The sequence below is a fragment of the Agrobacterium sp. InxBP2 genome (assembly GCF_026191755.1).
Taxonomy (GTDB): domain Bacteria; phylum Pseudomonadota; class Alphaproteobacteria; order Rhizobiales; family Rhizobiaceae; genus Agrobacterium; species Agrobacterium pusense.
Map to the genome: position 1 here is coordinate 266,276 of NZ_JAINDY010000029.1, position 26,064 is coordinate 292,339.

General features: G+C 60.5%; 22 protein-coding genes. 18 read left to right on the forward strand and 4 right to left on the reverse strand.

Annotated features, from left to right (window positions below; all coding sequences use genetic code 11):
- Nucleotides 1-15 precede the first annotated feature (15 nt).
- From K7A42_RS13860 to K7A42_RS13880, 5 genes are all read left to right on the forward strand, one after another.
- Nucleotides 16-1,836 (forward strand): ABC transporter ATP-binding protein, encoded by a 1,821-nt coding sequence (locus K7A42_RS13860; protein ID WP_004445135.1) that lies wholly within the window; start codon nt 16-18, stop codon nt 1,834-1,836.
- A 41-nt stretch (nt 1,837-1,877) separates the two neighbouring features.
- Nucleotides 1,878-3,413, forward strand: a complete 1,536-nt coding sequence (locus tag K7A42_RS13865; RefSeq protein ID WP_022562725.1) for an ABC transporter substrate-binding protein — start codon at nt 1,878-1,880, stop codon at nt 3,411-3,413.
- A 76-nt stretch (nt 3,414-3,489) separates the two neighbouring features.
- Nucleotides 3,490-4,413, forward strand: a complete 924-nt coding sequence (locus K7A42_RS13870) for an ABC transporter permease (protein WP_037092271.1) — start codon at nt 3,490-3,492, stop codon at nt 4,411-4,413.
- Nucleotides 4,414-4,419: 6 nt separating this feature from the next.
- Nucleotides 4,420-5,268, forward strand: coding sequence for an ABC transporter permease (locus K7A42_RS13875; protein ID WP_004445140.1), 849 nt, complete (start codon nt 4,420-4,422; stop codon nt 5,266-5,268).
- A gap of 5 nt (nt 5,269-5,273) precedes the next feature.
- The gene (locus K7A42_RS13880) at nt 5,274-7,007 is read left to right on the forward strand and encodes a M14 family metallopeptidase (RefSeq protein ID WP_282455408.1); all 1,734 of its coding nucleotides are present in this window, start codon (nt 5,274-5,276) and stop codon (nt 7,005-7,007) included.
- A gap of 26 nt (nt 7,008-7,033) precedes the next feature.
- On the opposite strand, the gene K7A42_RS13885 is transcribed toward K7A42_RS13880, so the two are convergent.
- Nucleotides 7,034-7,408 carry a hypothetical protein gene (locus K7A42_RS13885; protein ID WP_006700227.1) on the reverse strand — a complete coding sequence of 125 codons (375 nt, stop codon included), beginning with the start codon at nt 7,406-7,408 and terminating at the stop codon, nt 7,034-7,036.
- A gap of 340 nt (nt 7,409-7,748) precedes the next feature.
- Here K7A42_RS13885 and K7A42_RS13890 point away from each other — a divergent pair, with 340 nt between their 5' ends.
- The 11 genes from K7A42_RS13890 (at nt 7,749) to K7A42_RS13940 (ending at nt 20,643) form a co-directional block, all read left to right on the forward strand.
- Nucleotides 7,749-8,921 carry an ABC transporter substrate-binding protein gene (locus K7A42_RS13890; RefSeq protein WP_004445145.1) on the forward strand — a complete coding sequence of 391 codons (1,173 nt, stop codon included), beginning with the start codon at nt 7,749-7,751 and terminating at the stop codon, nt 8,919-8,921.
- 90 nt (nt 8,922-9,011) lie between these two features.
- The gene (locus tag K7A42_RS13895) at nt 9,012-9,875 is read left to right on the forward strand and encodes a branched-chain amino acid ABC transporter permease (protein WP_004445147.1); all 864 of its coding nucleotides are present in this window, start codon (nt 9,012-9,014) and stop codon (nt 9,873-9,875) included.
- A 1-nt stretch (nt 9,876) separates the two neighbouring features.
- Complete coding sequence (locus K7A42_RS13900) at nt 9,877-10,884, forward strand: branched-chain amino acid ABC transporter permease (RefSeq protein ID WP_004445148.1); 1,008 nt, start codon at nt 9,877-9,879, stop codon at nt 10,882-10,884.
- Nucleotides 10,881-11,645, forward strand: a complete 765-nt coding sequence (locus K7A42_RS13905; protein ID WP_034496736.1) for an ABC transporter ATP-binding protein — start codon at nt 10,881-10,883, stop codon at nt 11,643-11,645. The genes K7A42_RS13900 and K7A42_RS13905 overlap by 4 nt, the downstream gene beginning before the upstream one ends.
- Entirely contained in the window at nt 11,626-12,342 is a 717-nt protein-coding gene (locus K7A42_RS13910; protein WP_004445152.1) for an ABC transporter ATP-binding protein, read from the forward strand. The genes K7A42_RS13905 and K7A42_RS13910 overlap by 20 nt, the downstream gene beginning before the upstream one ends.
- Before the next feature lie 273 nt (nt 12,343-12,615).
- Entirely contained in the window at nt 12,616-13,431 is an 816-nt protein-coding gene (locus tag K7A42_RS13915) for a MurR/RpiR family transcriptional regulator (RefSeq protein ID WP_004445154.1), read from the forward strand.
- 204 nt (nt 13,432-13,635) lie between these two features.
- Nucleotides 13,636-15,552 carry a bifunctional 5-dehydro-2-deoxygluconokinase/5-dehydro-2-deoxyphosphogluconate aldolase gene (locus K7A42_RS13920; RefSeq protein ID WP_282455409.1) on the forward strand — a complete coding sequence of 639 codons (1,917 nt, stop codon included), beginning with the start codon at nt 13,636-13,638 and terminating at the stop codon, nt 15,550-15,552.
- Complete coding sequence (iolD, locus tag K7A42_RS13925; RefSeq protein WP_060942290.1) at nt 15,549-17,375, forward strand: 3D-(3,5/4)-trihydroxycyclohexane-1,2-dione acylhydrolase (decyclizing); 1,827 nt, start codon at nt 15,549-15,551, stop codon at nt 17,373-17,375. The genes K7A42_RS13920 and iolD overlap by 4 nt, the downstream gene beginning before the upstream one ends.
- Nucleotide 17,376: 1 nt before the next feature.
- A complete protein-coding gene (iolE, locus tag K7A42_RS13930; RefSeq protein ID WP_282455410.1) occupies nt 17,377-18,285 on the forward strand; it encodes a myo-inosose-2 dehydratase in 909 nt (302 codons plus the stop codon).
- A 204-nt stretch (nt 18,286-18,489) separates the two neighbouring features.
- Nucleotides 18,490-19,302 (forward strand): 5-deoxy-glucuronate isomerase, encoded by an 813-nt coding sequence (gene iolB, locus K7A42_RS13935; protein ID WP_282455411.1) that lies wholly within the window; start codon nt 18,490-18,492, stop codon nt 19,300-19,302.
- A gap of 213 nt (nt 19,303-19,515) precedes the next feature.
- Nucleotides 19,516-20,643 (forward strand): Gfo/Idh/MocA family protein, encoded by a 1,128-nt coding sequence (locus K7A42_RS13940; RefSeq protein ID WP_060942289.1) that lies wholly within the window; start codon nt 19,516-19,518, stop codon nt 20,641-20,643.
- 237 nt (nt 20,644-20,880) lie between these two features.
- Here the strand turns inward: K7A42_RS13940 and K7A42_RS13945 are convergent, their stop codons facing one another.
- The 3 genes from K7A42_RS13945 to K7A42_RS13955 form a co-directional block, all read right to left on the reverse strand.
- Nucleotides 20,881-21,843: a 2-hydroxyacid dehydrogenase gene (locus K7A42_RS13945; protein ID WP_112557296.1), complete on the reverse strand. Its 963-nt coding sequence runs from the start codon at nt 21,841-21,843 to the stop codon at nt 20,881-20,883.
- Nucleotides 21,844-22,239: 396 nt separating this feature from the next.
- Nucleotides 22,240-23,262 (reverse strand): LacI family DNA-binding transcriptional regulator, encoded by a 1,023-nt coding sequence (locus tag K7A42_RS13950; protein ID WP_003505469.1) that lies wholly within the window; start codon nt 23,260-23,262, stop codon nt 22,240-22,242.
- 134 nt (nt 23,263-23,396) lie between these two features.
- Nucleotides 23,397-23,906, reverse strand: coding sequence for a MarR family winged helix-turn-helix transcriptional regulator (locus tag K7A42_RS13955; RefSeq protein ID WP_113382260.1), 510 nt, complete (start codon nt 23,904-23,906; stop codon nt 23,397-23,399).
- 79 nt (nt 23,907-23,985) lie between these two features.
- On the opposite strand from K7A42_RS13955, the gene K7A42_RS13960 reads away from it, so the two are divergent.
- Complete coding sequence (locus K7A42_RS13960) at nt 23,986-24,786, forward strand: creatininase family protein (RefSeq protein WP_282455412.1); 801 nt, start codon at nt 23,986-23,988, stop codon at nt 24,784-24,786.
- A gap of 113 nt (nt 24,787-24,899) precedes the next feature.
- Nucleotides 24,900-26,009: a CobW family GTP-binding protein gene (locus K7A42_RS13965; RefSeq protein WP_034496758.1), complete on the forward strand. Its 1,110-nt coding sequence runs from the start codon at nt 24,900-24,902 to the stop codon at nt 26,007-26,009.
- Nucleotides 26,010-26,064 lie beyond the last annotated feature (55 nt).

Here is a 26,064-nt window from a genome sequence, read left to right on the forward strand (position 1 = left end):
GCCGGAGACACTGACATGACTGCCGCAAACGCAAACGCCCTGCTGTCCGTCGAAGGCCTGAGCGTCGAGTTTGGCAACAGCCGCGTCGTGGACGATATTTCCTTTCGCGTCGAGCCCGGCCGCACGGTGGCGATCGTCGGCGAATCCGGATCGGGAAAATCGGTCACGTCGCTCTCCACCATGCGCCTTGCGGACATGATGGGCGCGACCTATCCGACAGGCAAAATCCTGTTTGAAGGCAGGGACTTGCTGAAGGCCTCTCAGAAAGAGATGCGCTCGATCCGCGGCAAGGAGATCGCCATGATCTTCCAGGAGCCGATGACCTCGCTCAACCCCGTCTTCACCATCGGCGACCAGATCTGCGAAGTGCTTGTGCTGCATGAAAAGATGGGCAAGCAGGCAGCGATGGCAGAAGCACAGAAGCTTCTCGAAATGGTGCGCCTGCCCGATGCCGCCGAGCTTCTGAAGCGATACCCGCACCAGCTTTCCGGCGGCATGCGCCAGCGTGTGATGATTGCCATGGCGCTCGCCTGTCGCCCGAAGCTTCTCATTGCCGACGAACCGACGACGGCGCTCGACGTGACCATTCAGGCGCAGATCCTCAACATCATGCGCGACCTGCAAAAGAAGCTCGGCATGGGCATGGTCTTCATCACCCATGACATGGGCGTGGTGGCGGAAATGGCCGATGACGTCGTCGTCATGTGGAAGGGCAAGAAGGTCGAGGAAGGTCCGGTCAAGGATATCTTCGCCAATCCGCAGCACCCTTACACGCGCGCCCTGCTTTCCGCCGTTCCGCGCCTTGGCAGCATGGAAGGTGAAGCCTTCCCGAAGCGCCTGCCGCTCACCGTGCTGCAGGATGGCCAGCCGGTCGTGATCGGTGAAGAGCGCGTGCAAAATACCGCGAAATACGACCAGAAACCGCTTCTGTCGGTCAAGGACCTGTTCGTGCGCTTTGATATCCGCAAGAACCTGTTTGGCAAGGCAACGCACCGGTGCAGCGCCGTGCAGAAGGTCAGTTTCGATATTCATGCCGGCGAAACGCTGGCGCTGGTGGGGGAATCCGGCTCTGGCAAATCCACCATCGGCCGCACCATCCAGCAGTTGCAGTCGGCCATCTCGGGCGAAATAACCTTCAACGGCCGCAGCTTTGCACAGATGTCGGCGGCGGAACGCTTTCGCATGCGTCAGGAAGTGCAATATATCTTCCAGGACCCCTTCGCCTCGCTCGATCCACGCAAGACGGTTGGTTTTTCGATTGCCGAGCCGATCAACACCCATGGTTTGATCAATGATCAGAAAGCCGTAAAGCGTCGGGTGGATGAATTGCTGGAGCGTGTGGGCCTCTCCTCCGAGCACGCCGCGCGGTATCCGCACGAGTTCTCCGGTGGCCAGCGCCAGCGCGTCTGCATTGCCCGCGCGCTCGCTTCCGATCCGAAGCTCATCATTGCCGACGAGGCGCTGTCGGCGCTCGATGTTTCCATTCAGGCGCAGATCATCAATCTGTTCATGGATTTGCAGGCAGAGCGCGGGCTCGCCTATCTCTTCATCAGCCATGACATGGCTGTCGTGGAAAAGATGAGCCATCGCGTCGCCGTGCTTTATCTCGGCCAGATCATGGAAATGGGCAGCCGCCGGCAGGTCTTCGAAACCCCCACGCATGATTACACCCGGCGCCTGCTGTCGGCCGTGCCGGTCGCCGATCCGACCATCGAGCGCCGCATTGCCATGATCGAGGGCGAAATTCCCAATCCCGTGCGCCGTGTCGGCGATGAGCCGGCCATTCTCGCCCATGAGGAAATCAATCCGGGCCACTTCATCGCGAAGAGCGCCTGAATAACAACCAGAACCACAACCATCTGAAGAGGAACAGGTAGATGACAATGATCAAGAAGGGGATGACGACAACGTTCGTCGCGCTTGCCATGGCCGCAACGGCCTTGACCGCCGCACCGGCTCTTGCCGCCGGCAAGATGACCATTTCCAGCCCGCAGGATCCGGGCAGCTGGGATCCGATCGACACCTTCCTCGTTCAATGGGCCGCTGTCGCCACCAACATCTTCGATGGCCTCACCTATCGCGGCCCGGACCTGAAGGTCGTGCCCGGCCTCGCCGAATCCTGGGAAGAGCTGGATGAAGGCAAACGCATCCGCTTCAAGCTGCGCCAGAACGTCAAGTTCCACAATGGCGAGCCCTTTAACGCCGCCGCCGTCAAGTTCACCTTCGAGCGCCTTCTTGGTGAACAGGGTGCCAAGGGCCCGCAGCGCTCCAACTATGTCGCCATCGAAAGCGTCGATGTCATCGACGACTACACCGTCGACATGAAGCTGAAGGCGCCGGATCCGGTTCTGCTCACCAAGCTTGCCGGTTATGGCGGCATGATCGTGCCGCCGAAATACATTCAGGAAAAGGGTGAGGACAACTTCAACCTCAACCCAATCGGCACCGGCGCGTTCAAATTCGTATCCTATGCACCGAAGACCAACATCAAGCTTGAAGCCAACCCGGATTACTGGGGCGGCGCACCGAAGCTTTCCGAACTGGAATACCGCTTCATTTCAGAGCCGGCGACCGCCGTTGCCGAATTGCAGGCAGGCCGCGTCGATCTCGTCATTCCGCCCACCATCCCGATCGGCATGATCCCCGTCATCGAAGGCGATTCCAAGCTTCAGATCGTCAGCGTCCCCGGCCCGACCGTCGATGCGCTGCGTTTCAACACCCGTGACGGCATCACCGCCGATCCGAAGGTCCGCAAGGCCATCATCATGGCCGTCGACCGCGGCACCATCGTCAAGTCGATCCTTGCCGGCCAGGCATCGGAAATCGCAAGCTTCCAGAGCGCGCTGTCCTTCGGTTACGATCCGGAACTAAAGCCGCTGCCTTACGATCCTGAAGGCGCAAAGAAGCTTCTCGCGGAAGCCGGCGTCAAGCCGGGTGCGGCGCTGCAGATCGACATCCGCGGCAATGACGCGACGATGAACGAAGTGGCGCAGGTCATTTCCAGCTACCTCTCCATGGTTGGCATCACCGCCACCATCAAGCCCTATGAAACCAACGTTCTCTTGAACGACATCATCCCGCAGGGCAAGACCGGCGCGATGTTCCAGCAGAAATGGGGCGGCTGGACCTTCGATTACGATAACACCGCCTATTCCATGTATCACTCGGGTGAAAAGTGGAACCCCTATGACAAGGACGAAAAGCTGGACAAGCTCTTGGAATCCCAGCGTCCGCTGACGGACCGCGCCGAGCGCGAAAAGATTCTCAAGGAAATCGGCAGCTACACCGCCGAACGCGCGCTGGAAATCCCGCTTTACAACACCAATGCCATTTACGGCATCAACAAGCGGGTCAAGGGTTTTGTCGCACCGCCTGACAATCGCCTGAAACTGACCGACGTTACCGTCGAATAATCGGGCTGGTTTCTGATCAACACACCTTGCCCGCCGCAATGCGGGCAAGGCCGGGTCTCTCTTCAAGGTAAAAAACGTGGCCGGTTTCCTCATCAAGCGATTGCTGCAGGCGATTTTTGTCGTCATCGCCATCACCCTTCTCGTTTCCTTCGCCATCCGCCTGACGGGTGACCCCGCCGTCACCATGTTCCAGGGCGGCGGCAGCATGACGGAAGATGATCTGGCGCGCATCCGTGCGGCGCTCGGCACCGACCGGCCGTTCTTCGTGCAATATTTCAGCTTCCTCAAGGGCCTCGTGACGCTCGATTTCGGCCGCAGCTTCACCGGCAGCACGCCGGTCTCGCGCCTGATCGCCGATGCCCTGCCCGCCACGCTGCTCTTGGCGTTCATCTCCATGGCGGTGTCGATTGCGCTGTCCATCCCGCTCGGCATCAAGGCCGCAACATCGCGCGGCAAGACGGCCGATCAGGTGATCCGCATCTTCTCGCTTATCGGCCTTTCCTTCCCGAATTTCTGGCTGGCCACCATGCTGGTGCTGCTGTTCTCCATCACGCTCGGCTGGCTGCCGCCAAGCGGCATGGGCGGTTTTGCGAGCTACATCATGCCCGCGGTCACCATGGGTGTGATCCTGACGGCCACCAATGTACGCCTTGTGCGCACGGCAATGCTTGATACGCTGCGCTCTCAATACGTCATGGTGGCGCGCGCCAAGGGGCTCAGTGAAAGCAAGGTTCTCTACAAACATGCGCTGCGCAACTGCGCCATTCCGCTCATCACCTATTTCGGCCTGCAATTTGGTGGGCTGCTTGGCGGCATCGTCGTTATCGAGCGTGTCTTCAACTGGCCGGGCCTCGGCACGCTCGCCTTCGATGCAGTCGGCGCGCGCGATTATCCCGTGCTTCAGGCCGTCATCACCGTGCTGTCGCTGATGATCGTCGGCATCAACCTTCTGGTCGATATCGCCTATGGGCTTGTCGATCCGCGCATCCGCACGGAGTAAGTGACGATGGCTGCCAAAACCTCGCGTCTCGCGCGCTTCACCAATCTCGAATTCGTCCTCGGCGCGTCGCTGACAACAATCATCTGCCTTGCCGTCATCTTTTCCGACGTGCTGTTTCCGGGCGGAGCTGACAAGATCGACCTGATGGCGCGCCTTGCCAAACCCTTCGCCAATGCCGCCCATCCCCTGGGCACCGATCCGCTCGGGCGTGATGTGCTCGCCCGCGTCGTCGCCGGCGGCAAGATTTCGCTGCTGGTCGGTTTCACGTCGGTCATCGGCGCGGTCATCTTCGGCGTCGCCGTTGGCCTTGTCGCCGGTTATTATCGCGGCTTCTGGGATATGCTGGTCATGCGCTTTGCCGATATCCAGCTCGCCATGCCCTTCATCCTGCTCGCCATCACCTTCATCGCCATTGTCGGCGGCAGTCTCACCAACACCATCATCCTCCTGATCGTCTCGCAATGGGTGCAATATGCCCGTCTCGTGCGCGGATCGGTGCTGACGCTCAGGGAGCGGGAATTCATTCTTTCCGCCCGCGCCATCGGCGTGAAAGACTGGCGCATCATCCTTCAGCACCTGCTGCCGAACCTCATCGGCCCTGTCATCGTGCTGATGACGCTCAACGTCGCCAACAACATCCTGCTGGAAAGCAGCCTCACCTTCCTCGGTCTCGGCGTTGATCCGACAATTCCGAGCTGGGGCGGCATGCTGGCGGATGGGCGTACCTATCTGCAGACGGCATGGTGGGTTAGCGTCTTTCCCGGCCTTGCGATTCTTCTGACCGTGCTTGGCCTCAACCTTCTCGGCGACTGGCTGCGCGACAGCCTCGACCCAACAGGCAGAACCTCGAGGTAACCGTGATGAGCCAGATTTTCGACCAGACCTTCGAACGCACGCTGGACGCGCTTGTCGCCAAAGCCGAGCCCGGCCAGTCCTTCGAGGCATGGACCTTCGATGACGCCAAAAGCCGCCGTGAGACTGAAGAGAGGCTGAAGAAAAAAGGCATCTGCGCCCGCATCCGCAGCGCCTACAAGCCGCTTCTCTTCACCTTTCTGGAAGAGATCAATCTGGATGGCGTCGACGCCATCGAAGTGCGTTACCCGGTGCACGAAAACGCCCCCGCCAACCGTTTCCGGCTGGAGGCCTATCCGCTGGCGGCGCTGGTGGGCGATGCTAAGCTGGATTTCATCGCCCGCGAGGACGACAGTTTCCATTATGAGGTGACGCTGAGCCGCCGTGGCAAGACGGAAACTCTGAAGGTTCTGGCTCCGAACCGGGTTCATACCGATATCGTCGGCGAAACCAGTGTCTCGCCAACCGGCTGGTTCCGGCTTGCCGGTGATGCCTCGGGCGAGCGACTGGAGACGGATTACGAACAGCTTTTTGAAGCGGCAATCTGTGCCGTCGCCAACCACGGCTGGGGCGATGAAGAGCCCTATTTCGAGGAACTGAACATCCGTGTTACCCATCCGGCAGAAGATCTGCCTCTTTCCGTTGGTGATGAGGTCGTCAGCCTGCGCGAAGCGCTGCACGAGGATTTCTATTTCTCGCTGCTGGAGTTCTTTCAGAAAAAATCCGGCCGACCGCTGGGTGACCGTGGCCTCAAGCCCGGCCAGATCGTACCGGAAATCGTCAAAAGCGAAGGCGAGATCACCCTTCACATCGAGACCCGCCCGCTCACAACCGCCTTCCTCGATGGCGGCGAGCAACCGATCGATGAGGCGCGCGAACCGGTTGCGGCAGGCCAGCTCGCAGGGCTGCTTGAGGAAATCGGCGGCGAGCCATTCCAGGCGCGCTCCCGCTCCGGCCGCGTCCTTTCCGCCCGTTATGTCGCCGGCAGCGATGCCGCGGTGATGATCAGCGGCGGCCAGCACCCCAACGAGACGACGGGCATCGTCGGCGCCATCCGCGCCGCCCGCAAACTCGCTGATCGCAAGGGCGCGCATTTCACCATCTCGCCGCTCGAAAATCCTGACGGTTACGCCCTGCATCAGCGTCTGCGCGTCGATAATCCGCGCCACATGCATCATGCGGCGCGGTACACCGCCCTTGGCGATGACCTCGAATATCGCACGCCGGAAAATTCGGCTGCGCATCTGAACGAGAAGGAAATCCGTTTCAAGGCGCAGGAAATGAGCGGCGCCAGCCTGCATGTGAACCTGCACGGGTATCCTTCACATGAGTGGACCCGGCCTCTATCCGGTTATGTGCCGCGCAATTTCGCCATGTGGACGCTGCCGAAGGGTTTCTTCCTCATCATCCGCCACCATGCGGACTGGGAAAGCCGAGCAGAAGCCCTGCTGGACAAGGTAACCCGCCATCTCGGCGCCATTCCCGGCCTGCTCGACTACAATAACCGCCAGATCGCGCTTTATGAAATCCACGCCGGCGAAACCGGCTTCCGCATCATCAACGGCTTTCCGTGCCTGTCGTCCATCGATGACCGCCACACCGTGCCGATGACGCTGATCACCGAATATCCCGACGAAACCATCTATGGCACGGATTTCATCACCGGCCACACCGCGCAAATGGAAACGGTGCTGTCCGCCTACGATGCCTGGCAGGAAATCCTGTCGCCGCAAGTGGCCTGATACGGCAACCGCCCCGGGCGGGCGGTTCACTTCCCCGGCGTTGTCGCAGCCAGTTTCTGATCGCGCTGTTTTTGCAGCAGCTTCTTGCCCTTGCTGAGAATATGCAGGTTGGCGGCATCAAGCTTGTTATATCCCGCCTGGATAATATCGAGATCGGCCACATGGCCGATGGCGGCCAGCTTGTACATCACGTCGCCAACGGCCACGTCGATGGTCGGTGCAGGTGATGACACGGCGTCCTTGACGGCCGCTTCCACATCCTCCATCGCACCACCCATGGCATGATAAAGCGTCAGCGCCTTGCGCAGAAATGCTTCACGACGCTCGATCCGGTTGTTGAGCCTGTTTTCTCCAACGCGATTGCGCATCAGCTCAACAGCTTTATTCTGATATTCGCCCATCAAGACACCAAATAACGTTCTAAATATGCTTGGCGAGACTACGAAAAATCCCCTTAGAACTGGTTAAAGCTCTGGTTGCGGGATGGCCGGTCGCGCGGTTGCAGGCGACATTTGCCCCGAACTGTTTGACCGCGAAGACCAAGGCCGATGCGGAGCTGAAAAAGGGGCAGGCGCCGGGCTGATTTCCCGATCCGATATGGGCAAGGCGTCAAAGACGCGGTATTGATAACCGTCAGGTTATTTATTACCCCCCTTATTTCATTTTACTTTGATATTCTTAATCATCAATCTGGCAGCCTGGACCGGTGGATGGGAGCCACAGGCGAATTTGGAGGAAACCATGAAATTTCGGATCACCGTGGCGATAGCGGCCATCTGTTTCAGCTCTGCCGCTTATGCAGAAACGATCAAGGTGGGCGTTGTCGGCCCGTTCTCCGGCCCGTTTGCGCTGCAGGGCAAGAACTTCAAGGCCGGCATCGATGCCTGGTTTGCCCTTCACGGCAACAAGGTCGGCAATGACACGGTCGAGGTCGTCTATCGCGATGTGCCGCAGGCCGATCCGGCGCAATCCAAGGCACTGGCGCAGGAGCTGGTGGTGAAGGAAGGCGTGCAATATCTTGCCGGCTTCTATTTTACCCCTGACGCCATGGCCGTCACACCCCTGCTGAAGCAGGGCAACGTGCCGATGGTGGTCATGAATGCCGCCACCTCGGCCATCGTGACCAAGAGCCCCTATGTGGTGCGCACGTCGTTCACCACCTGGCAGACTTCCACCCCCATCGCCAAGGTGGCCTTTGACGGCGGCGTGAAGAAGGTCATCTCACTGGTCAGCGATTATGGCCCGGGCGTCGATGCCGAAAATGCTTTCAAGGCGGCCTTCACCGCTGCCGGCGGCGAAGTGGTTGAAACCATCCGCATGCCGCTTTCCACCAATGATTTCAGTCCCATCATGCAACGTGTGAAGGATTCCGGCGCACAGGGTGTTTTCGCCTTCCTGCCATCGGGCCCGACCACGCTCGGTTTCGTCAAGGCCTTCAACGACAACGGCCTGAAATCCGCAGGCGTCAAGCTCTTCGCGCCGGGTGATCTGACGCAGGAATCCGATCTGCCGGCGCTCGGGGAAGCCGCGCTCGGCATGCAGACGACCTTCCATTATGCCATCTCGCATGATTCACCCGAGAACAAGACCTTCGTGGAAGCCGCAACCAAGGCAATCGGCAATCCGAAGGAACTCTCCTTCCCTTCCGTCGGCGCCTTTGACGGCATGTATGTCATCAGCAAGATGATCGAGGCCACTGGCGGCAAGCAGGATGCGGAAAAGGCGGTTGAGGCAGTCAAGGGCCTTTCCTGGACAAGCCCGCGCGGCCCGGTCAGCATCGACCCGGAAAGCCGCCACATCACGCAGAACATCTATCTGCGCGAAGTAGCCAAGGCCGATGACGGCAGCTATTACAACAAGGAAGTCCAGACCTTCGAAAAACAGGGCGATCCGGGTCTCGCCGCCGCGAAGTAACGGCCAGACAGGACAATATTGCCGGGCCGCCAGTGGCGGCCCGTTTCCGGCCCGGACGGGCATTGCAGCACCGGGAGGAGTTTCTTCATCATGCAGACGGTCTTCAGCATCCTCATCGATGCGCTTGCCTATGGCATGGTCCTGTTCATCATCTCCATCGGCCTTTCGGTCACCATGGGGCTGATGCGTGTGGTCAATCTGGCGCACGGCGCTTTCGCCATGATCGGCGGTTATCTCGCCTCCTATGCCGCCCACGGACTGGGTCTCGGTTATGCGGCTGCGATCCTCGTCGCCATCGTCGGCACCATCGTCATCGCCATACCGCTGGAACGTTTCCTTTATCGCCGCATCTATGGCGCGCCGGAACTGACACAGGTGCTGATGACCATCGGCATCACCTTCTGCATCATTGGCATCGCAAACTTCGTTTTCGGCCCGACGCTGAAGACCATTCCGCTGCCGCAGCAGCTGGCCGGCCCCACCGATCTTGGCTTCCGCACCATCGCCACCCACCGCATCTTCGCCATTGCCTGCGGTCTTGCCGTGGCCGGCGCGCTGTGGTTCACCTTTGAAAAGACCGCCTTCGGCATCAAGCTGCGCGCGGCGGTCGATAATGCCGCCATGGCCGCAGCCCTCGGCGTGCGCACCGAAATCATCTATGCCGTCAGCTTCGCCATCGCCGTCGGACTAGCCGCCATGGGCGGCGTCATCGGCGCGGAACTGCTGCCGGTGGAACCCTATTATGCCCTGCGCTACATGGTCACCTTTCTGGTCGTGGTTTCCGTTGGTGGCGCGGGCTCCATTCCCGGCGCGTTGATCGCCTGTCTGCTGCTCGGCGCCATCGATACGACCGGGCGATATCTTGCGCCCGAATATGGCGAATTCTTCTTTTATCTGGCGGTCATCGTGATCATCACGCTGTTCCCGCGCGGCCTTCTTGGAAGGGCGAAATGAGATGGCGGTGCTCATGAACGACGTGACTGAAACGGCAGACATTCCGAAGGCGCGCTCACCACTGCGCGCGCTCGCGGGGCCGCTCCTCATCATCGCCGCCGCTGTTGCCGGTTATTACCTGTTTCCGGATAATCTGGCACTTCTGACACGCATCATAGCCATCGCGCTTCTGGTGCTGTCGATCGATCTGGTCACCGGTTATTGCGGCGTCGCCACGCTTGGCCATGCCGCCCTCTTCGGCGCCGGCGCTTATGCCGCCGGCATCGCCGCCGCCCATTTCGAAATCACCGACCCGCTTCTCATGACCGCCATCGGCGCGGCTGCGGGCGGCGTGGCCGGGCTGCTTTCCGGCGCGGTGCTGCTGCGTGCCCACGGGCTTCCACAGCTTGTGCTATCCATCGCCGTCATCCACCTGTTCCACGAGGCGGCGAACAAGGCTTCAGGCTGGACCGGGGGCAGCGACGGTCTTGCCGGCGTTTCGCCGGACGCGCTGTTCGGCACCTTCGAATTCGACCTCTTCGGCCGCACCGCCTATATCTATGGTGTCTGCCTGCTGCTTGTCGTCTTCCTCGCCCTAAAGGTGGTCGTCAATTCACCATTCGGCATGTTGTGCCGGGGCGTCAAACAGGACAGCATCCGCATTCAGGCCATGGGCGGCGCCGTCAATGGCACAATCCTGAAGATGTTCGTTATCTCAGGCATCGTCGCCGGCATCGGTGGTGCGCTCAACGCCATCTCCACGCAGGTTGTCGGCCTGGACAGCCTCAGCTTCACGCTATCGGCCGAGGGGCTGGTCATGCTGGTGCTCGGTGGCGCGGGTTCCCTTTATGGCGCGCTGATCGGCACCGTCACCTTCATGTGGTTTGAAGACGTGGTTTCCGCCGCCAACCCGTTTCACTGGCTCACCATTGTCGGCCTGCTGCTGATCGCCGTCGTGCTCTTCGCGCCGCGCGGCCTTTATGGCGCAGGCGAACAGATCATCGCGCGTCTCCGGGGAGGTCGCAAATGAGCGCCATTTTCGAAGTCTCCGGCCTGCAGAAAAATTTCGGCGGCCTCGTCGTCACCAACAACGTCTCGCTGTCGCTTTCGCCGGGAGACCGGACGGTACTCATCGGCCCCAATGGCGCCGGCAAGACGACCTTTGTCAATCTCGTCACCGGCAATATCAAACCGTCAGCCGGCACGGTGCGCATCGCCGGCGAGGATGTGACGGGCCTCAGCGCCAGCCAGCGCGTGAAACGCGGGCTCGTACGTTCCTTCCAGGTTACCAGGCTGTTTCAGGACATGACGCCAGAGGAGCACGTGGCGCTCGCCATTCTCCAGCGTGAGGGCAGGACCGGCCGGATTTTCGGCCGTTACCGTGCCATGCCTGCGGTGATGGGCGAAGCCCGCGACATTCTAGGCACGCTTGGCCTCACGGCCCTCGCCGAAACAAAGGTGCGCGAAATCGCTTATGGCCAGCAGCGGCTGATCGAGATCGCGCTTGCCATGGCGCTTCGCCCGAAAATCCTCTTGCTCGACGAACCTGCCGCCGGCGTGCCTTCCACGGAAACCGCGCGCATCGAACAGGCGCTTGACCGGCTGCCATCCGACCTCGCGATCCTGATGATCGAACACGACATGGATCTGGTCTTCCGTTTTGCCAAGCGCGTCGTCGTTTTGGCCGCCGGCGCCGTCATCTTCGACGGTTCGCCTGATGATGTCACCAGCAATGCGGAAGTCCGCCAAGCCTATCTGGGAAGTTACGCCGATGCCCGCAGCGCCGCTTGAAATCGTCAACCTCACGGCCGGTTATGGCCCGACAAGGGTCATCGAGGGCCTGTCGCTTTCCGTGCCATCGGGCTCGCGTTTCGCAGTGCTCGGCCGCAACGGCGTCGGCAAGACGAGCCTCTTCGCCACGCTGGCCGGCCAGACGAAGCGGTTTTCCGGCGATATCCGCATCGGGGGGCAGGAGATTGGCACCCTGCCAAGTGCTGCGCGCGCCAAGGCCGGACTCGGTTACGTGCCACAGACCCGTGACGTGTTTCCGACGCTGACGGTGGAGGAAAACCTGTTCGTGGGCCTCAAGGGGCGACCGAAATCGGCGATCGAGGAAGCCTACACGCTGTTTCCGCGCCTCAAGGAGCGCCGCCGCAATCTCGGCTCGCAACTTTCCGGTGGCGAACAGCAGATGCTGTCCACCGCCCGCACCATTCTCGGCCAGCCGCGGGTGCTGCTGCTCGATGAACCGCTCGAAGGCCTCGCCCCTGTCATCTGCGAAGAGCTGATGGCCGCCTTCTCCAAGCTTGCCCAATCCGGCGAAATGACCATTCTTCTCGTCGAACAACGCATCCAGATGGCAATCGACTTCGCCGACCACGCCATCATCATGGAACGCGGCCGCATCGTCTGGGACGGACCGTCGAGCGAACTGGTGGAGAATCCGGATATTATCGATACGCATCTTGGCGTGGGTGGGCTGCACTAAGCCAACGCATCGCCATTGCGCGTTCATATATAATCTCCGTCATACCGGCCTTGAGCCGGCATCCAGCCACCCCAAGTCTTTGGGGTGAAGAGACCCTTCGCGCCGCGCCGAAGCGCGTCGGCTGGATTCCGGCTCGAGGCCGGAATGACGGAGGGTGACCGATCACACAAAGCCCCCGCCGTCTCATCTGCCCTTCCTCCGAAAAACCCAATGGAATAAAAATTCCATTGCAGTTAAAGTGCACACGATTTCAATCTGCACCAGGGAACGACAATGACGGCAATCGAGGCGCCAGACTCCGTAAAGGCTTTTGAGGAGCGGCTGCTCCAGGTGGCGGAGGGTTTGCCGAAACGATTGCGGCAATGTGCCGATTATGTCGCCTCCAATCAGGATCGAATCGCCGTTTCCACCGTCGCCGAAATGGCTGAAGGCGCCGGCGTGCAACCCTCGGCCTTCATGCGTTTCTGCCAGATCATGGGTTTTTCCGGATTTTCGGAAATGCAGCGCCTGTTCCGTGATTCCTATGTCGGCGGCTGGCCGGATTATGCCACGCGGCTCGATCATCTGCGCGAAAAGGGCGATGAAAGCGCGTCCGGCCTGCTTGCCGAATTCGTGGAAGCCGGCCGCTCGTCGCTGGAAATGCTGCTGAAATCGGTCGACACCCGACAGCTCGATGAGGCGGTTTCCGTGCTGGCCAAGGCGCGCACCGTGCATATCGTCGGCCTGCGGCGGTCCTTCCCCATTGCCAGCTATCTGGCCTATGCCTTCGAGAAGATGAAGGTGCCGGCGGTTCTGCATAGCGCCGTGGGCGGGCTCGGCAATATCAGTGCGATTTCCCGCGACGACGCGCTGATCGCAATCACCTTTTCCCCCTACTCTACCGAGACGCTGGAACTGGCGGAAACGGCCCGCGCCAAGGGCGTTCCGGTTGTCGCCATGTCTGATTCCGCCGTCAATCCGCTAAGGAAATCCGGCGCAACGCTGCTGACGGTTACAGAGATCGATTTCGGCGCTTTCCGCTCCCTTTCGGCCACGCTCTGTCTCGCCATCACGCTGGCCGTGGCTGTGGGAACACGCAAGACGGCCTGAATATTTTTATTGAAAACGGAAAAAATAGAATTTATGATCCAAATTCATGAAACGGACATTCCACGACGGTCCTTCTCGTGACGGACAAGTGAGCGGAGGAGGCTCACCGGAGCGGGGATGGCGATAGCTGGCGGCATGGTTGCCTGATCCGCTCGACACATATGAGGCAGACCGCGCCAGCGTGCGGTGCTAAGGAGGAACCTTTTGAAAAAACTTGATCTCATCACGATCGGGCGCTCGTCTGTTGACCTTTATGGGTCGCAGGTCGGTGGCCGTCTGGAGGACATGGCCTCCTTTGCCAAATATATTGGCGGCTCTCCCACCAACATTGCAGCCGGTGCTGCGCGGCTTGGCCTTAACAGCGCCGTCATCACCCGTGTCGGCGACGAGCACATGGGCCGCTTCATCCGCGAACAGCTGGTGCGCGAAGGCGTTGACGTGCGTGGCGTGAAAACCGACCCGGAGCGCCTGACCGCGCTGGTGCTGCTCGGCATTCGTGATCAGAACCAGTTCCCGCTGATTTTCTATCGCGAAAACTGCGCCGACATGGCGCTGAGCGAAGACGATATCGATCCCGCCTTCATTGCCGAGGCGGCCTGCGTCTGCGCCACCGGCACGCATCTGTCGCATCCAAGAACGGAAGCGGCCGTGCTGAAGGCCCTGAAACTTGCCCGCGAAAATGGTGCAAAAACCGCGCTCGATATCGATTACCGCCCCAATCTCTGGGGTGTGGCCGGCCATGGCGATGGCGAGAGCCGTTTCGTGGAATCGCAGAAGGTGACCGCCAAGCTGCAATCCACCCTGCATCTCTTCGATCTGATCGTCGGCACGGAAGAAGAATTCCACATTGCCGGCGGGTCGACAGATACGCTGGCCGCACTGAATGCCGTGCGCAAGGTTTCGAATGCCACGCTGGTTTGCAAGCGCGGCCCGATGGGTGCTTCGGTCTTCACCGGCGATATCCCCGCAAGCCTCGATGACGGGCAGACGGGCGAAGGTTTCCCGATCGAGGTCTTCAATGTTCTGGGCGCTGGTGACGGCTTCATGGCCGGACTGTTCCGCGGCTGGCTGCGCGGCGAAGACTGGCCGACGACGCTGAAATACGCCAATGCCTGCGGCGCCTTCGCCGTCTCCCGCCATGGCTGCACGCCTGCCTATCCAAGCTGGGAAGAACTGCAATATTTCTTCAAGGCCGGCATTCGCAACAAGGCGCTGCGCAAGGACGAGGCGCTCGAGCAGGTGCACTGGTCCACCAACCGCAAGGGCGACTGGGACACGATGCGCGTTTTCGCCTTCGACCATCGCATGCAGCTGGAAGCGATCGCCGATGAGCTTGGTGTCAAACACGAGCAGATCGGCGCTTTCAAGAAGCTTTGCCTCCAGGCTGCGCAAAAAGTTTCCGGTGGTGAGCCGGGTTACGGCATTCTCTGCGACGGACGCCTTGGGCGAGATGCGCTGTTTGCCGCCAGCGGCTCCGGCCTCTGGATCGGCCGTCCGGTGGAATGGCCGGGTTCCCGTCCGCTGACACTGGAACCCGATCTCGGCAAGGACTTTGGCGGGCTCGCCGAATGGCCGCTCGAAAATGTCGTCAAGGTACTTTGTTTCTATCACCCCGATGACACGGATGAGATGCGCGCTGCGCAGGAAGAGACCGTGATACGGCTGTTTGAAGCCGCACGGCGCAACCGCTTGGAAATGCTGCTGGAGATCATCCCCTCCAAGGTCGGCCCGACCGACGATCTTACCGCCGCCCGCATCATCGAGCGGTTCTACGAGATCGGCGTTTACCCGGACTGGTGGAAGCTGGAGCCGATGAAAACCACCGCGGCATGGAAGAATGCCTGCGACGCCGTTAACCGCAACGACCCTTACGTGCGGGGCATCGTCGTTCTCGGTCTCGACGCACCGCAGAGCGAACTGGAAGAAAGCTTCCGCCTTGCGGCTGGTTTCGATCTGGTCAAAGGTTTCGCGGTTGGCCGCACGATTTTTGCCGACGCCGCCCGCGGCTGGCTCTCGGGCAAGATGACCGACGAGGAAGCGGTCAAGGATATGGCGCAGCGCTATACCAGCCTGTGCCGTATTTGGGATGAGGCGCGCGCCAAAAAGGGAGAGGCAGCGTGAAGACAGTAAGATTGACGGCTGCGCAGGCCATGGTTCGTTACCTGGCAGCGCAGATGAATGAACATGGCGAAACCTATATCGCCGGCATGTGGGCGATTTTCGGCCATGGCAATGTCGCCGGCATCGGCGAAGCGCTTTATGGCATCAGGGACGAGCTGCCGACCTATCGCGGCCAGAACGAGCAGTCCATGGCTCATGCGGCCATCGCCTATTCCAAGCAGCTGCGCCGCCGCCGCGCCATGGCGGTCACCTCGTCCATCGGCCCGGGTGCCGCCAACATGGTGACGGCGGCAGCGCTGGCGCATGTCAACCGCCTGCCCGTCCTGCTGATCCCCGGCGATGTCTTCGCCAATCGTGGCCCGGACCCCGTGCTGCAGCAGCTCGAAGATTTCGGCGATGGCACCATGACGGTGAATGACTGCTTCCGCCCGGTCAGCCGCTATTTCGACCGCATCATGCGGCCGGAACAGTTGCTCACCGCCCTCCCCCGCGCCATGCGCACCATGACGGACCCTGCCGATTGCGGCCCCGTCACGCTCGCCTTCTGCCAGGATGTACAGGCGGAAGCCTACGACTATCCCGAAAGCTTCTTCGAAAAGCGGGTCTGGCGCCAGCGCCGCCCCGAGCCCGACGTGGTGGAATTCGAAGAGGCCGTCGCGGCGCTGAAGGCCGCAAAGAACCCCATCATCGTTGCTGGCGGCGGCGTTCATTTCGCCGGCGCAACGGAGACGCTGAAGCGCTTTGCCGAAACCCACTCCATCCCCGTCGTCGAAACGCAGGCCGGCAAATCAGCATTGGCTTGGGATCACGATCTCAATTTCGGCCCCGTTGGCGTTACCGGTGCCGAAAGCGCCAACATCATCAGCGAAAAGGCCGATCTGGTCTTTGGTGTCGGCACCCGTTTTCAGGACTTCACCACCGGCTCCTGGGCGCTGTTCAAGAACCCGAACCGCAAGATCCTGGCGCTCAACGTCCAGCCCTATGACAGCGCCAAGCATGATGCGATCAGCCTGACGGCGGATGCCAAAATCGGGCTTGAAAAACTCTCCGCAGCCCTCGGCGCTCACCGTTTTGCAGCGCCGGATGCCGGCCTGAAGGCAGCATGGTTCGAAAAGGCCGATGCCGATACGGCGGCGCCGGGCGAAGAGCACGCAAACAGCCTGCCCACCGACATGCAGGTCATCGGTGCTGTCCAGCGCCAGTCGCGGGACAATACCGTTGTCATGTGCGCCGCAGGCACCATGCCGGGCGAGCTGCACCAGCTGTGGAAATCCAAGCTGCCACTCTCCTATCACATGGAATACGGCTTCTCCTGCATGGGTTATGAGGTCGCCGGCGGCCTCGGCATCAAGATGGCGGAACCGGACCGCGACGTGATCGTCATGGTCGGCGATGGCTCCTACATGATGATGAATTCCGAGCTTGCCACATCGGTCGCCATGGGCGTGAAGATTACGCTCGTCATTACCGACAACAGGGGTTACGGCTGCATCAACCGTCTGCAGATGGAAACCGGCGGCGCGGAGTTCAACAACCTCTACACCCATACCAACGTCAATCCCATCGCCATCGACTTCGTCGCCCATGCCGGCTCGATGGGCGCGGATGCACGCAAGGTTTCCACCATAACCGAACTGGAAGAGGCCCTCGCCGCCGCCCGCGCCTCCACCCGCACGACCGTCATTGTCATCGATACCGACCCCTATCCGACCCCGCGAGCCGGTGGCCACTGGTGGGATGTCGCGGTGCCCGAAGTTTCCGACCGCGCCGAAATCGGCCCGGCGCGCGCCCGTTATGAAAACCATGTCAAGGAAAGACAGTAAGATGATCCGTTACGGAACCAACCCCATCGCCTGGTCCAATGACGACGACCGCACGCTGGGCGCCCATATCAGCCTGGAACAATGCCTTGATGAAACCGCCAAGATCGGTTTCGACGGCATCGAAAAGGGTCACAAATTCCCGATCGACCCAGAAGGCCTGAAGGGCGTGCTTTCGCCGCGCGGCCTCTCCTTTGTCTCGGGCTGGCATTCGCTGAACCTTCTGACGGACAGCATCGAATCTGAAAAGAAGGCGATGCAGCCGGCGCTTGACCTCCTGAAGGCCATGGGCTCGAAGGTCATCATCGTCTGCGAGACCTCCAACGCCATCCACGGCGCAGACGACACGGCGCTGGTAGACCGTCCGCGCCTTGCGGCCGAGGACTGGGCTAAATTCGGCGCGGGCGTGGAAGCGCTTGCGGCTTTTGCTGCTGAGCAGGGCATCACCCTCGTCTACCATCACCACATGGGAACCGTGGTCGAGAGCGAAGATGAAATCGACCTCTTGATGAAGCACACCGGCCCGAAGACGCATCTGCTGCTCGATACCGGCCATTGCCTGTTCGGCGGCGGCGACCCTGTTCGCGTTGCGCAGAAATATATGGGCCGCGTTGGCCATATCCATGCCAAGAACGTGCGCCCGGTCATTGCCGATCAGGTCCGCAATGAACGGCTTTCCTTCCTCGAAGGCGTTCGCCGCGGTGTCTTCACCGTGCCGGGCGATAGCGAAGGCGGCGTCAACTTCCCGCCCGTGCTGAAAGTGGCGGCCGAGCATGGCTATAGCGGCTGGCTGGTGATCGAGGCCGAGCAGGATCCTGACGTGCGCAACCCGTTCGAATATCAGAGCCTCGGGCTGAAATCGCTGAAGGCGTTTGCGCGCGAAGCGGGGCTGGACAAGGCTCAGGCCGCTTGAGCTGAGCCAAGGAAGGCGGGTGACCTATCCCACCCGTCATACCGGCCTTGAGCCGGTATCCAGCCAGCCCAAGTCCTTGGGCTGAAAAGTCTTCACGCCGCGCAGACGCGCGTCAGCTGGATTCCGGATCAAGGCCGGAATGACGGCAGGGCGCGAAACTACCGAACGACATGTTTGTGCTACACACGAAAAAGGAACGACACCATGACCTCACTTCTGCGCAAGCCGGTCGAGACAAGCGGCAAGGTGCACGATATCACGCCCCAAAGCGCGGATTGGGGTTATGTCGGTTTCGGCCTTTACCGACTGAAGCCGGGCGAGACGGCAGCCGAAAGCACCGGCGACACGGAAGTCATTCTCGTGCTGGTCGAAGGCAAGGCGACGATTTCCGCTGGCGGCAAGGATTTCGGTGAACTCGGTGACCGCATGAATGTGTTCGAGCGCAAGCCGCCGCATTGCGTTTATGTTCCGGCCGGTTCCGAATGGTCGCTGACGGCCACAACGGATTGCACCGTCGGCGTCTGCACTGCTCCCGGCGAAAAAGGCAACCGCGAGGCGCAGCAGATCGGACCTGACGGCGTGCAGCTGACGGAACGCGGCAAGGGCGCCAACACGCGATACATCTTCCCCATCGCCATGGAAGAACGCGACGTCGCCGACAGCCTGCTGGTAACGGAAGTCTTCACACCCTCGGGCAACTGGTCTTCCTATCCGCCGCACCGGCATGACGAGGACAACTACCCCGACATGACCTATCTCGAGGAGACCTATTATCATCGCCTCAACCCGGCTCAGGGTTTTGGTTTCCAGCGCGTCTTCACCGAAGACGGTTCGCTTGATGAGACCATGGCGGTATCGGACGGGGATGTCGTGCTGGTGCCAAAGGGCCACCACCCCTGCGGCGCGCCCTATGGTTACGAGATGTATTATCTGAACGTGATGGCGGGGCCGATGCGCAAATGGCGCTTCAAGAACCACCCGGATCATGACTGGATTTTCAAGCGCGATAATCCGTAAGGCGCCAACTTCCCTCATTCCTGTGCTTGTCACAGGAATCCAGCCGACGCGCGTCTGCGCGGCGGGGAAAGCTTTCCCAGCCCAAGGACTTGGGCTGACTGGATCCCTGTGACAAGCACAGGGATGAGGGCGCTGGGACTTGGATTCATACGCCGCATTTTAAAGAACGTTCAATACATTGATTTTATTACAAAATCTTCGGAGGAGAATACCATGACCGCTCTTGGCGTGGGCCTTATCGGCACCGGTTACATGGGCAAATGCCACGCGCTGGCGTGGAACAACGTCACGAGCGTCTTCGGCGATGTGGAACGCCCCCGCCTCGTGACGCTGGCGGAAGTCAACCCCGAGCTTGCTGCGAAGAAAGCCGCAGAGTTCGGTTTTGCCCGCTCGACAGGCAACTGGCGCGACCTGCTTTCCAATCCCGAGATAGATGTCATCTCCGTCACCACGCCCAACGCCTTCCACCCGGAAATGGCGATTGCCGCGCTTGAGGCCGGCAAGCATGTCTGGTGTGAAAAGCCGATGGCGCCCGCCTTTGCTGACGCGGTGAAGATGCGTGATGCCGCCCGCCGGTCCGGCAAGGCGGCGGCGATGGGTTACAACTACATCCAGAACCCCGTCATCCGCCACATCCGCCGCCTGATCGACGAAGGTGCGATCGGCAGGGTCTATCATGTACGTGCCGAAATGGACGAGGACTTCATGGCCGATGCCACCCAGCCCTTCTACTGGAAGAGCGAGGCGTCCTCCGGTTTCGGCGCGCTGGACGATTTCGCCGTGCACCCCTTGTCACTGCTCTTCGCCCTGTTCGGCCACGCACAAAGCGCCATTACCGACATGGTCAAACCTTACGAGACCCGTCCGCTTGCCGGCGGCGGCGAACGCGCGGTTGAGACTCATGATCTCGCGAGCGTTCTCCTGAAACTTGAAGGCGGCATTTCCGCCGTGCTCATCGCCAACCGTTCCGCCTGGGGCCGCAAGGGGCGCATCGCCATCCAGATTTATGGCTCTACCGGCTCGATCCTGTTCGATCAGGAACGGATGAACGAGTTTCAGCTTTACACCACGGATGGACGCCCGGAAGAACAGGGGTTCCGAACCATCCTCACCGCCCCGCACCACAAGCCCTACGACCGCTTCATCCCCGCCCCCGGCCACGGCCTCGGCTTCAATGACCTGAAGGTCATCGAATGCCGGGAGCTGATCGCGGCGATCGAAGGGAAAAAGGCGCATATCATCGACTTCGAGGAGGGGCTGAAGATCGAGCGCAGCATTCACGCCATGGCACGGTCTTTTGCCGAAGGGCGCTGGGTGACGGCGGAGGAAATTGCGGAGTAGGACGGCGTGCACGCACGAGGCCGACCGCCGTCGTCACAAACTTTTCTTCCGTCATGCCGGACTAGATCCGGCATCCAGCCACGGCGCGTCTGCGCCGTGAGAAACAAGTCTTTTGCGATCAAAGACTTTATCGCGCTGGACCCCGGATCAAGTCCGGGGTGACGGTGCGCGGGATTTGCGAGCGGGCAAAGCCATTCGCCTCACCAGAGGATATTGATCAAGGCTTGCCAACAGGCCTTACCCCTTGACCGGCGTCTCCGGCACCGGCGTCAGCACCTTGCCATCCCGGAACCAGCCGAGAATATTGTCGGCCACCAGATCGGCCATCGCATTGCGCGTCGGGATGGACGCAGAAGCGACATGCGGCAACAGGGAAACGTTTGGTAGCGACAGGAAGGCCTCCGGCACCTTCGGTTCGGCATAAAACACGTCGAGACCGGCAGCACCCAGCGCACCGCTTTTGAGCGCCTCAAGAAGCGCGTCCTCATCGACGCTGGAGCCACGACCGACATTGATGAAAACGCCCTCAGGCCCGAGCGCGGTCAGGATGTCGGCATTGATCGCCTTGTGCGTCTCCGGCGTGCCCGGCACGATGCAGATCAGCGTATCGACGGCCTCAGCCATCTCCTTCAGCGAAGCGTAATAGGTGTAGGAGAGTTCGTCGCGCTTGCTGCGGGTGTAATAGCCGATCTCCACCTTGAAAGGCTCCAGCCGCTTGGCGATTTCCTGGCCGATGCGGCCCATGCCGAACAGGCCAACCTTGCGGCCGCGCAGCGAAAACGGCGACAGCGCGAACGGGCCTTCGCCGACCCACTTGCCAGCCCGTAGCCAGGTTTCGGCCTGATAGAGACGTCGCACGGTATTGATCAACAGAGCAATCGTCGTATCGGCCACTTCGTCATTGAGCACATCAGGCGTGTTCGTCACCACGATGCCACGCGTGGCGGCGTGTTTGGCATCAACGCCATCGTAACCTACGCCGAAATTGGCGATGATCTCGAGCTTCGGCAGCGCGTCGATCCATTTGGCGTTGACGGCGCCGGAAACGGCAATGGCATTGATGCGCTCCGCCGCGCCGTCAGGCAGAACCGGCTCTGCGCCGGCGGGTGCCGTGACAATCTCGACCTTGCCTTCGAGGCGTTCGAGAACGCGCGGATTGATCTTGCCGGGAACGAGAACGACGGCCTTTTTGTCAGACATAAGCGGATATTCCTCCTGATAACATTCCAATAGCCGGAGAGGGTTGCGGGCAAACTACCCGCCATCCTGCTCCATCGGACCGCGATCTTTTCAAACAACGGCTGCCGTGAAAAGGCCAATAAGCGGAAGCTATGGGGGCAGAGCGACGTTTCATGCCGATTTTTTTTAGCGCCCGGCAGCATCATGCAGCCTTTGCTGCGGCACTTGCAAGGTTGTCATGCCGGAGTTGATCCGGCATCCAGCCAGCCCAAGTCATTGGGCTGAATGACTGTTTTTCACCGCGTAGACACGCGGCGGCCGGATTCCGGCTCAAGGCCGGAATGACGGAGGAAGGAAACACCGTAGACGGCGAGGAGCACGTAACCTGCCGTATCCAGGCCTGCGAGGGCGATACGCTCACACCCGCGGCCGCACCGGCCCGGTCGATTGCCGGATACGCATTTCCGGCTTGATGAGGTGAATGCCGTCAGGTTCATGGCTGCCCGCCAGCCTGTCCAGCAGTGCGCGGGCCGCCAGGCGCCCGACCTCGGCCTGGCCGTTGGAAACCGTGGTCAGCGCCGGGGTGGCGATGGCCGCTTCTTCCAGGTCGTCGTAGCCCGTTACCGAGATATCGACACCCGGCACCAGACCGGCGCGGGAAATACCGTTCATGAGACCGATGGCGACGAGATCGTTCCAGCACACGGCGGCGGTCGGCTTCTGCGGCAGCGACAGGAAATGCACCGCCGCCTCGAAACCACCCTGCTTGGAGCGCGGGCCGGGAATGCGCAGGTTCGGATCGACCTCGATGCCGGCCTTGCGCAGCGCATTGACGTAACCCTGATAACGGTCACGGCCCGTGGAAGTCTGGTCCGTGCCGCCAACCATGGCGATGGTGCGGTGGCCGAGGCTGATCAGATGGTTGGTGGCGAGCGAAATGCCATAGCTGTCATCGCCGCGATAGGTCGGCATATCAACGCCATCCATGGAACGGGCCACCAGAATGGCAGGCATGCCGTTCTCTTCGGCGAGCGTCATGTCCTCGATCGGCGTACCGATGGCCGGCGACATGATGATGCCGTCGGAGCCGAGCTGCAGCAGCGTCTCGATGAAGGTGCGCTGCTTTTCAACCGAATCATAATGGTTGGACAGGATGAAGGTCTGGCGGCTGCGGTCCAGCTCGCTTTCAATGGCTTTCAGGATTTCGCCATAGAAGGGGTTCATCACGTCATGGAACACGACACCAACAATGCCGGAGCGCGAGGTGCGCAGGCTGGCGGCGCGGCGGTTGTAGATGTAGCCCAGCGCCCGCGCCTGTTCCTTGATCTTGTCACGCGTGTCGGCGGCAACCAGCGGACTGTCGCGCAATGCAAGGGAAATGGTAGCGGTTGAAAGGCCGAGACTTTCGGCGATGGTAGACAGTTTGACCTTTTGGGCCACGGCATTCCTCCCCAAACGCATGTCAGTGACGGATGGCTCCGTTTAAATCGCAATTAAACAATTTAAACAAAATCCGCAACCCGTTTAAGGAATAACCGCAAAACAGATGGTTCTTTTAAAAATTTCAGCAAAAATTATTGAAGATTGGCGTCTATTGCTTTCAAGAGTTTAACAATGTTGCGAATATCCTTGGCCGAAAGGCCTTCGACAGCTCTCGCGCCACAATTGGCGATGGAAACGTTGATGTGCTCGACGCTTTTCAGGCCCGCTTCGGTCAGCTTCACCAGCGTCACACGGCCGTCCCCGTCGTCACCGCTGCGTTCCACGAAACCCTGGGCTTCCATGCGGCCAATGGTGCGCGTCATGGTCGGCGCCTTGACACCCAGCTTCTGCGCGATTTGCCCCGGCGTCAGGCTGCCTTCCTGCGCCAGCGCCAGGATGACGCCGTCCTGTCCGGCATAAAGCCCGCTTTCGGCGAGGCTGTGGCTGAGCGCGGTACGCATGGAGCGGGCGGCCTGGGTTATCGATTGCGCCAACTCCTCCGGGTTGAAGTTTTCATCCCTCTTTTTGGCGTCCTTGACCTTCTTGCCGCCCTTATCCTTCTTGGCGCTTTTGTCCTTGTTCCCGGATTTGTCCTTGCTCATACGCGAGTGCCTTTTACCCTGTGGCGGAACCGATATATGTTGCTGGAAATCCTTACCGAATGCTCGCGCGGACTGCCAGATGCCAAACTCATACACGCATTATCACGACGAAAACGTAACAGACCCTCATCTTCACGCAACAGGCGCAATTTCCGTGCTGCCGCTCGGCGCGCATGAACAGCATGGCCCCCACCTGCCCTTCGAGACCGATACGCTGATTGCCGAAGGCATCGTCGCCCGCCTTGCCGCCGCCTTGCCCGGTCATCTGCCCGTCTCCTTCCTGCCAGCGGAGCCGATCGGATATTCCATCGAACACATGAATGTGCCGGGCACGAAGACGCTGCGATACGATGAGGCCATCGAGCGCTGGCTCGGCATCGCCGAGTTGGAACATAAAAGAGGTGTGCGCAAATTCGTGATGCTGAACGCCCATGGCGGCAATTCACCGCTGATGACCATCGTCGCCACCGAGGCCCGCGCCCGTTTCGGCATGCTGGCGGTCGCCACGAGCTGGACCCGTTTCGGCGTGCCGGAAGGTATCGTGAAGCCGGAGGACAAGGCGGTTGATATTCACGGCGGCGACATCGAGACATCGGTCATGCTGGCACTTCACCCCGAATGCGTGGCAATGGAAAAGGGCGCGAATTTCCCCTCCCGCCAGAGCGATTTCGCCAGCCGCTTCAAACACCTGCGCGCCTATGGCCCACACGCATTCGGCTGGCTGATGAGCGACCTCAACCCCGATGGCGTTGCCGGAAACGCCGCCGCCGCGACAGCGGAAAAGGGCGAAAGGCTGATTTCCCACGCCGTCAACGGCCTTGTCGAACTGCTTGAAGATATCCACGCTTTTGACATAACGTTATTTCATAACAAAATTTGAGTGAGATGGCCGGATTCGGCCAAAATCTCTTTGAACTGCCCGAGCGTCGCGCCTATATGGACAACGACACATCTTCCTGAGGCCATCGGGCCTCTCTCCACGCGGGGTTTTCCATGACCGAAACAGCAACAGCCAAGCCCATTCCAGTCACCGTCCTGACGGGTTATCTCGGCGCCGGCAAGACGACGCTTCTCAACCGCATTCTCTCCGAGAACCACGGCAAGAAATACGCTGTCATCGTCAATGAATTCGGCGAGATTGGCATCGACAACGATCTGATCGTCGAATCCGACGAGGAAATCTACGAAATGAACAATGGCTGCGTGTGCTGCACGGTGCGTGGCGACCTCATCCGCGTCGTGGAAGGCCTGATGCGCCGCCCCGGCCGCTTCGACGGTATCATCGTTGAGACGACGGGCCTTGCCGATCCGGTGCCCGTCGCCCAGACTTTCTTCATGGATGACGACGTGCGCGCCAAGACCGAGCTCGATGCTGTCGTTGCCCTGGTTGACGCCAAGCATCTGCCGCTGCGCCTGAAGGACAGCCGCGAGGCCGAAGACCAGATCGCCTTTGCCGATGTCGTTGTCGTCAACAAGACCGATCTCGTTTCGCCGGAGGAAGTTGCCCGCATCGAGGATATCGTGCGCGCCATCAATCCTTCCGCCCGCATCTACAAGACCACCCGTTCCGGCGTCGATCTCGCCCGGGTTCTCGATCAGGGTGCCTTCAATCTGGAACGCGCGCTGGAAAACGACCCACATTTCCTCGAGCACGGTCATGACGACCACGTCTGCGGCCCTGATTGCGATCATCATCACGATCACGACCATCATCATCATGACCATGACCACGGGCATCATCACCACGATCATGACCATGGCCACGATCATCACCACCATGGCGCGGTCTCCCCGATCCATGACGTGACGGTCCAGTCGGTCTCGCTGCGCGGCGGCGAGATGAACCCCGAACGGTTCTTCCCGTGGATCCAGAAGGTCACCCAGACCGACGGCCCGAACATCCTTCGCCTCAAGGGCATCATCGCCTTCAAGGGCGATGCCGAGCGTTACGTGGTGCAGGGCGTGCACATGATCATCGAGGGCGATCATCAGCGTCCGTGGAAGGAAGATGAAAAACGCGAAAGCCGCCTCGTCTTCATCGGCCGCGAGCTGGACCGCGAGAAGCTGGAAAAGAGTTTTAACGCCTGCCTCGCCACGGCTTGATCTTATCCTTCCGTTACCCCGGTCCTGAGCCGGGGTACGGCTGCGTTCGTCATCC

What these genes read in the sequence shown, in the direction of transcription:
- K7A42_RS13915 (WP_004445154.1), top strand. Translation starts at nt 12,616, where the DNA reads ATGACGGCAATCGAGGCGCCAGACTCCGTAAAGGCTTTTGAGGAGCGG.
- K7A42_RS13910 (WP_004445152.1), top strand. Translation starts at nt 11,626, where the DNA reads ATGCCCGCAGCGCCGCTTGAAATCGTCAACCTCACGGCCGGTTATGGC.
- K7A42_RS13955 (WP_113382260.1), bottom strand. Translation starts at nt 23,906, where the DNA reads ATGAGCAAGGACAAATCCGGGAACAAGGACAAAAGCGCCAAGAAGGAT.
- iolE (WP_282455410.1), top strand. Translation starts at nt 17,377, where the DNA reads ATGATCCGTTACGGAACCAACCCCATCGCCTGGTCCAATGACGACGAC.
- K7A42_RS13905 (WP_034496736.1), top strand. Translation starts at nt 10,881, where the DNA reads ATGAGCGCCATTTTCGAAGTCTCCGGCCTGCAGAAAAATTTCGGCGGC.
- K7A42_RS13890 (WP_004445145.1), top strand. Translation starts at nt 7,749, where the DNA reads ATGAAATTTCGGATCACCGTGGCGATAGCGGCCATCTGTTTCAGCTCT.
- iolB (WP_282455411.1), top strand. Translation starts at nt 18,490, where the DNA reads ATGACCTCACTTCTGCGCAAGCCGGTCGAGACAAGCGGCAAGGTGCAC.
- K7A42_RS13860 (WP_004445135.1), top strand. Translation starts at nt 16, where the DNA reads ATGACTGCCGCAAACGCAAACGCCCTGCTGTCCGTCGAAGGCCTGAGC.
- K7A42_RS13900 (WP_004445148.1), top strand. Translation starts at nt 9,877, where the DNA reads ATGGCGGTGCTCATGAACGACGTGACTGAAACGGCAGACATTCCGAAG.
- K7A42_RS13880 (WP_282455408.1), top strand. Translation starts at nt 5,274, where the DNA reads ATGAGCCAGATTTTCGACCAGACCTTCGAACGCACGCTGGACGCGCTT.
- K7A42_RS13895 (WP_004445147.1), top strand. Translation starts at nt 9,012, where the DNA reads ATGCAGACGGTCTTCAGCATCCTCATCGATGCGCTTGCCTATGGCATG.
- K7A42_RS13885 (WP_006700227.1), bottom strand. Translation starts at nt 7,408, where the DNA reads ATGGGCGAATATCAGAATAAAGCTGTTGAGCTGATGCGCAATCGCGTT.
- K7A42_RS13875 (WP_004445140.1), top strand. Translation starts at nt 4,420, where the DNA reads ATGGCTGCCAAAACCTCGCGTCTCGCGCGCTTCACCAATCTCGAATTC.
- K7A42_RS13965 (WP_034496758.1), top strand. Translation starts at nt 24,900, where the DNA reads ATGACCGAAACAGCAACAGCCAAGCCCATTCCAGTCACCGTCCTGACG.
- K7A42_RS13865 (WP_022562725.1), top strand. Translation starts at nt 1,878, where the DNA reads ATGACAATGATCAAGAAGGGGATGACGACAACGTTCGTCGCGCTTGCC.
- K7A42_RS13945 (WP_112557296.1), bottom strand. Translation starts at nt 21,843, where the DNA reads ATGTCTGACAAAAAGGCCGTCGTTCTCGTTCCCGGCAAGATCAATCCG.
- K7A42_RS13940 (WP_060942289.1), top strand. Translation starts at nt 19,516, where the DNA reads ATGACCGCTCTTGGCGTGGGCCTTATCGGCACCGGTTACATGGGCAAA.
- K7A42_RS13960 (WP_282455412.1), top strand. Translation starts at nt 23,986, where the DNA reads ATGCCAAACTCATACACGCATTATCACGACGAAAACGTAACAGACCCT.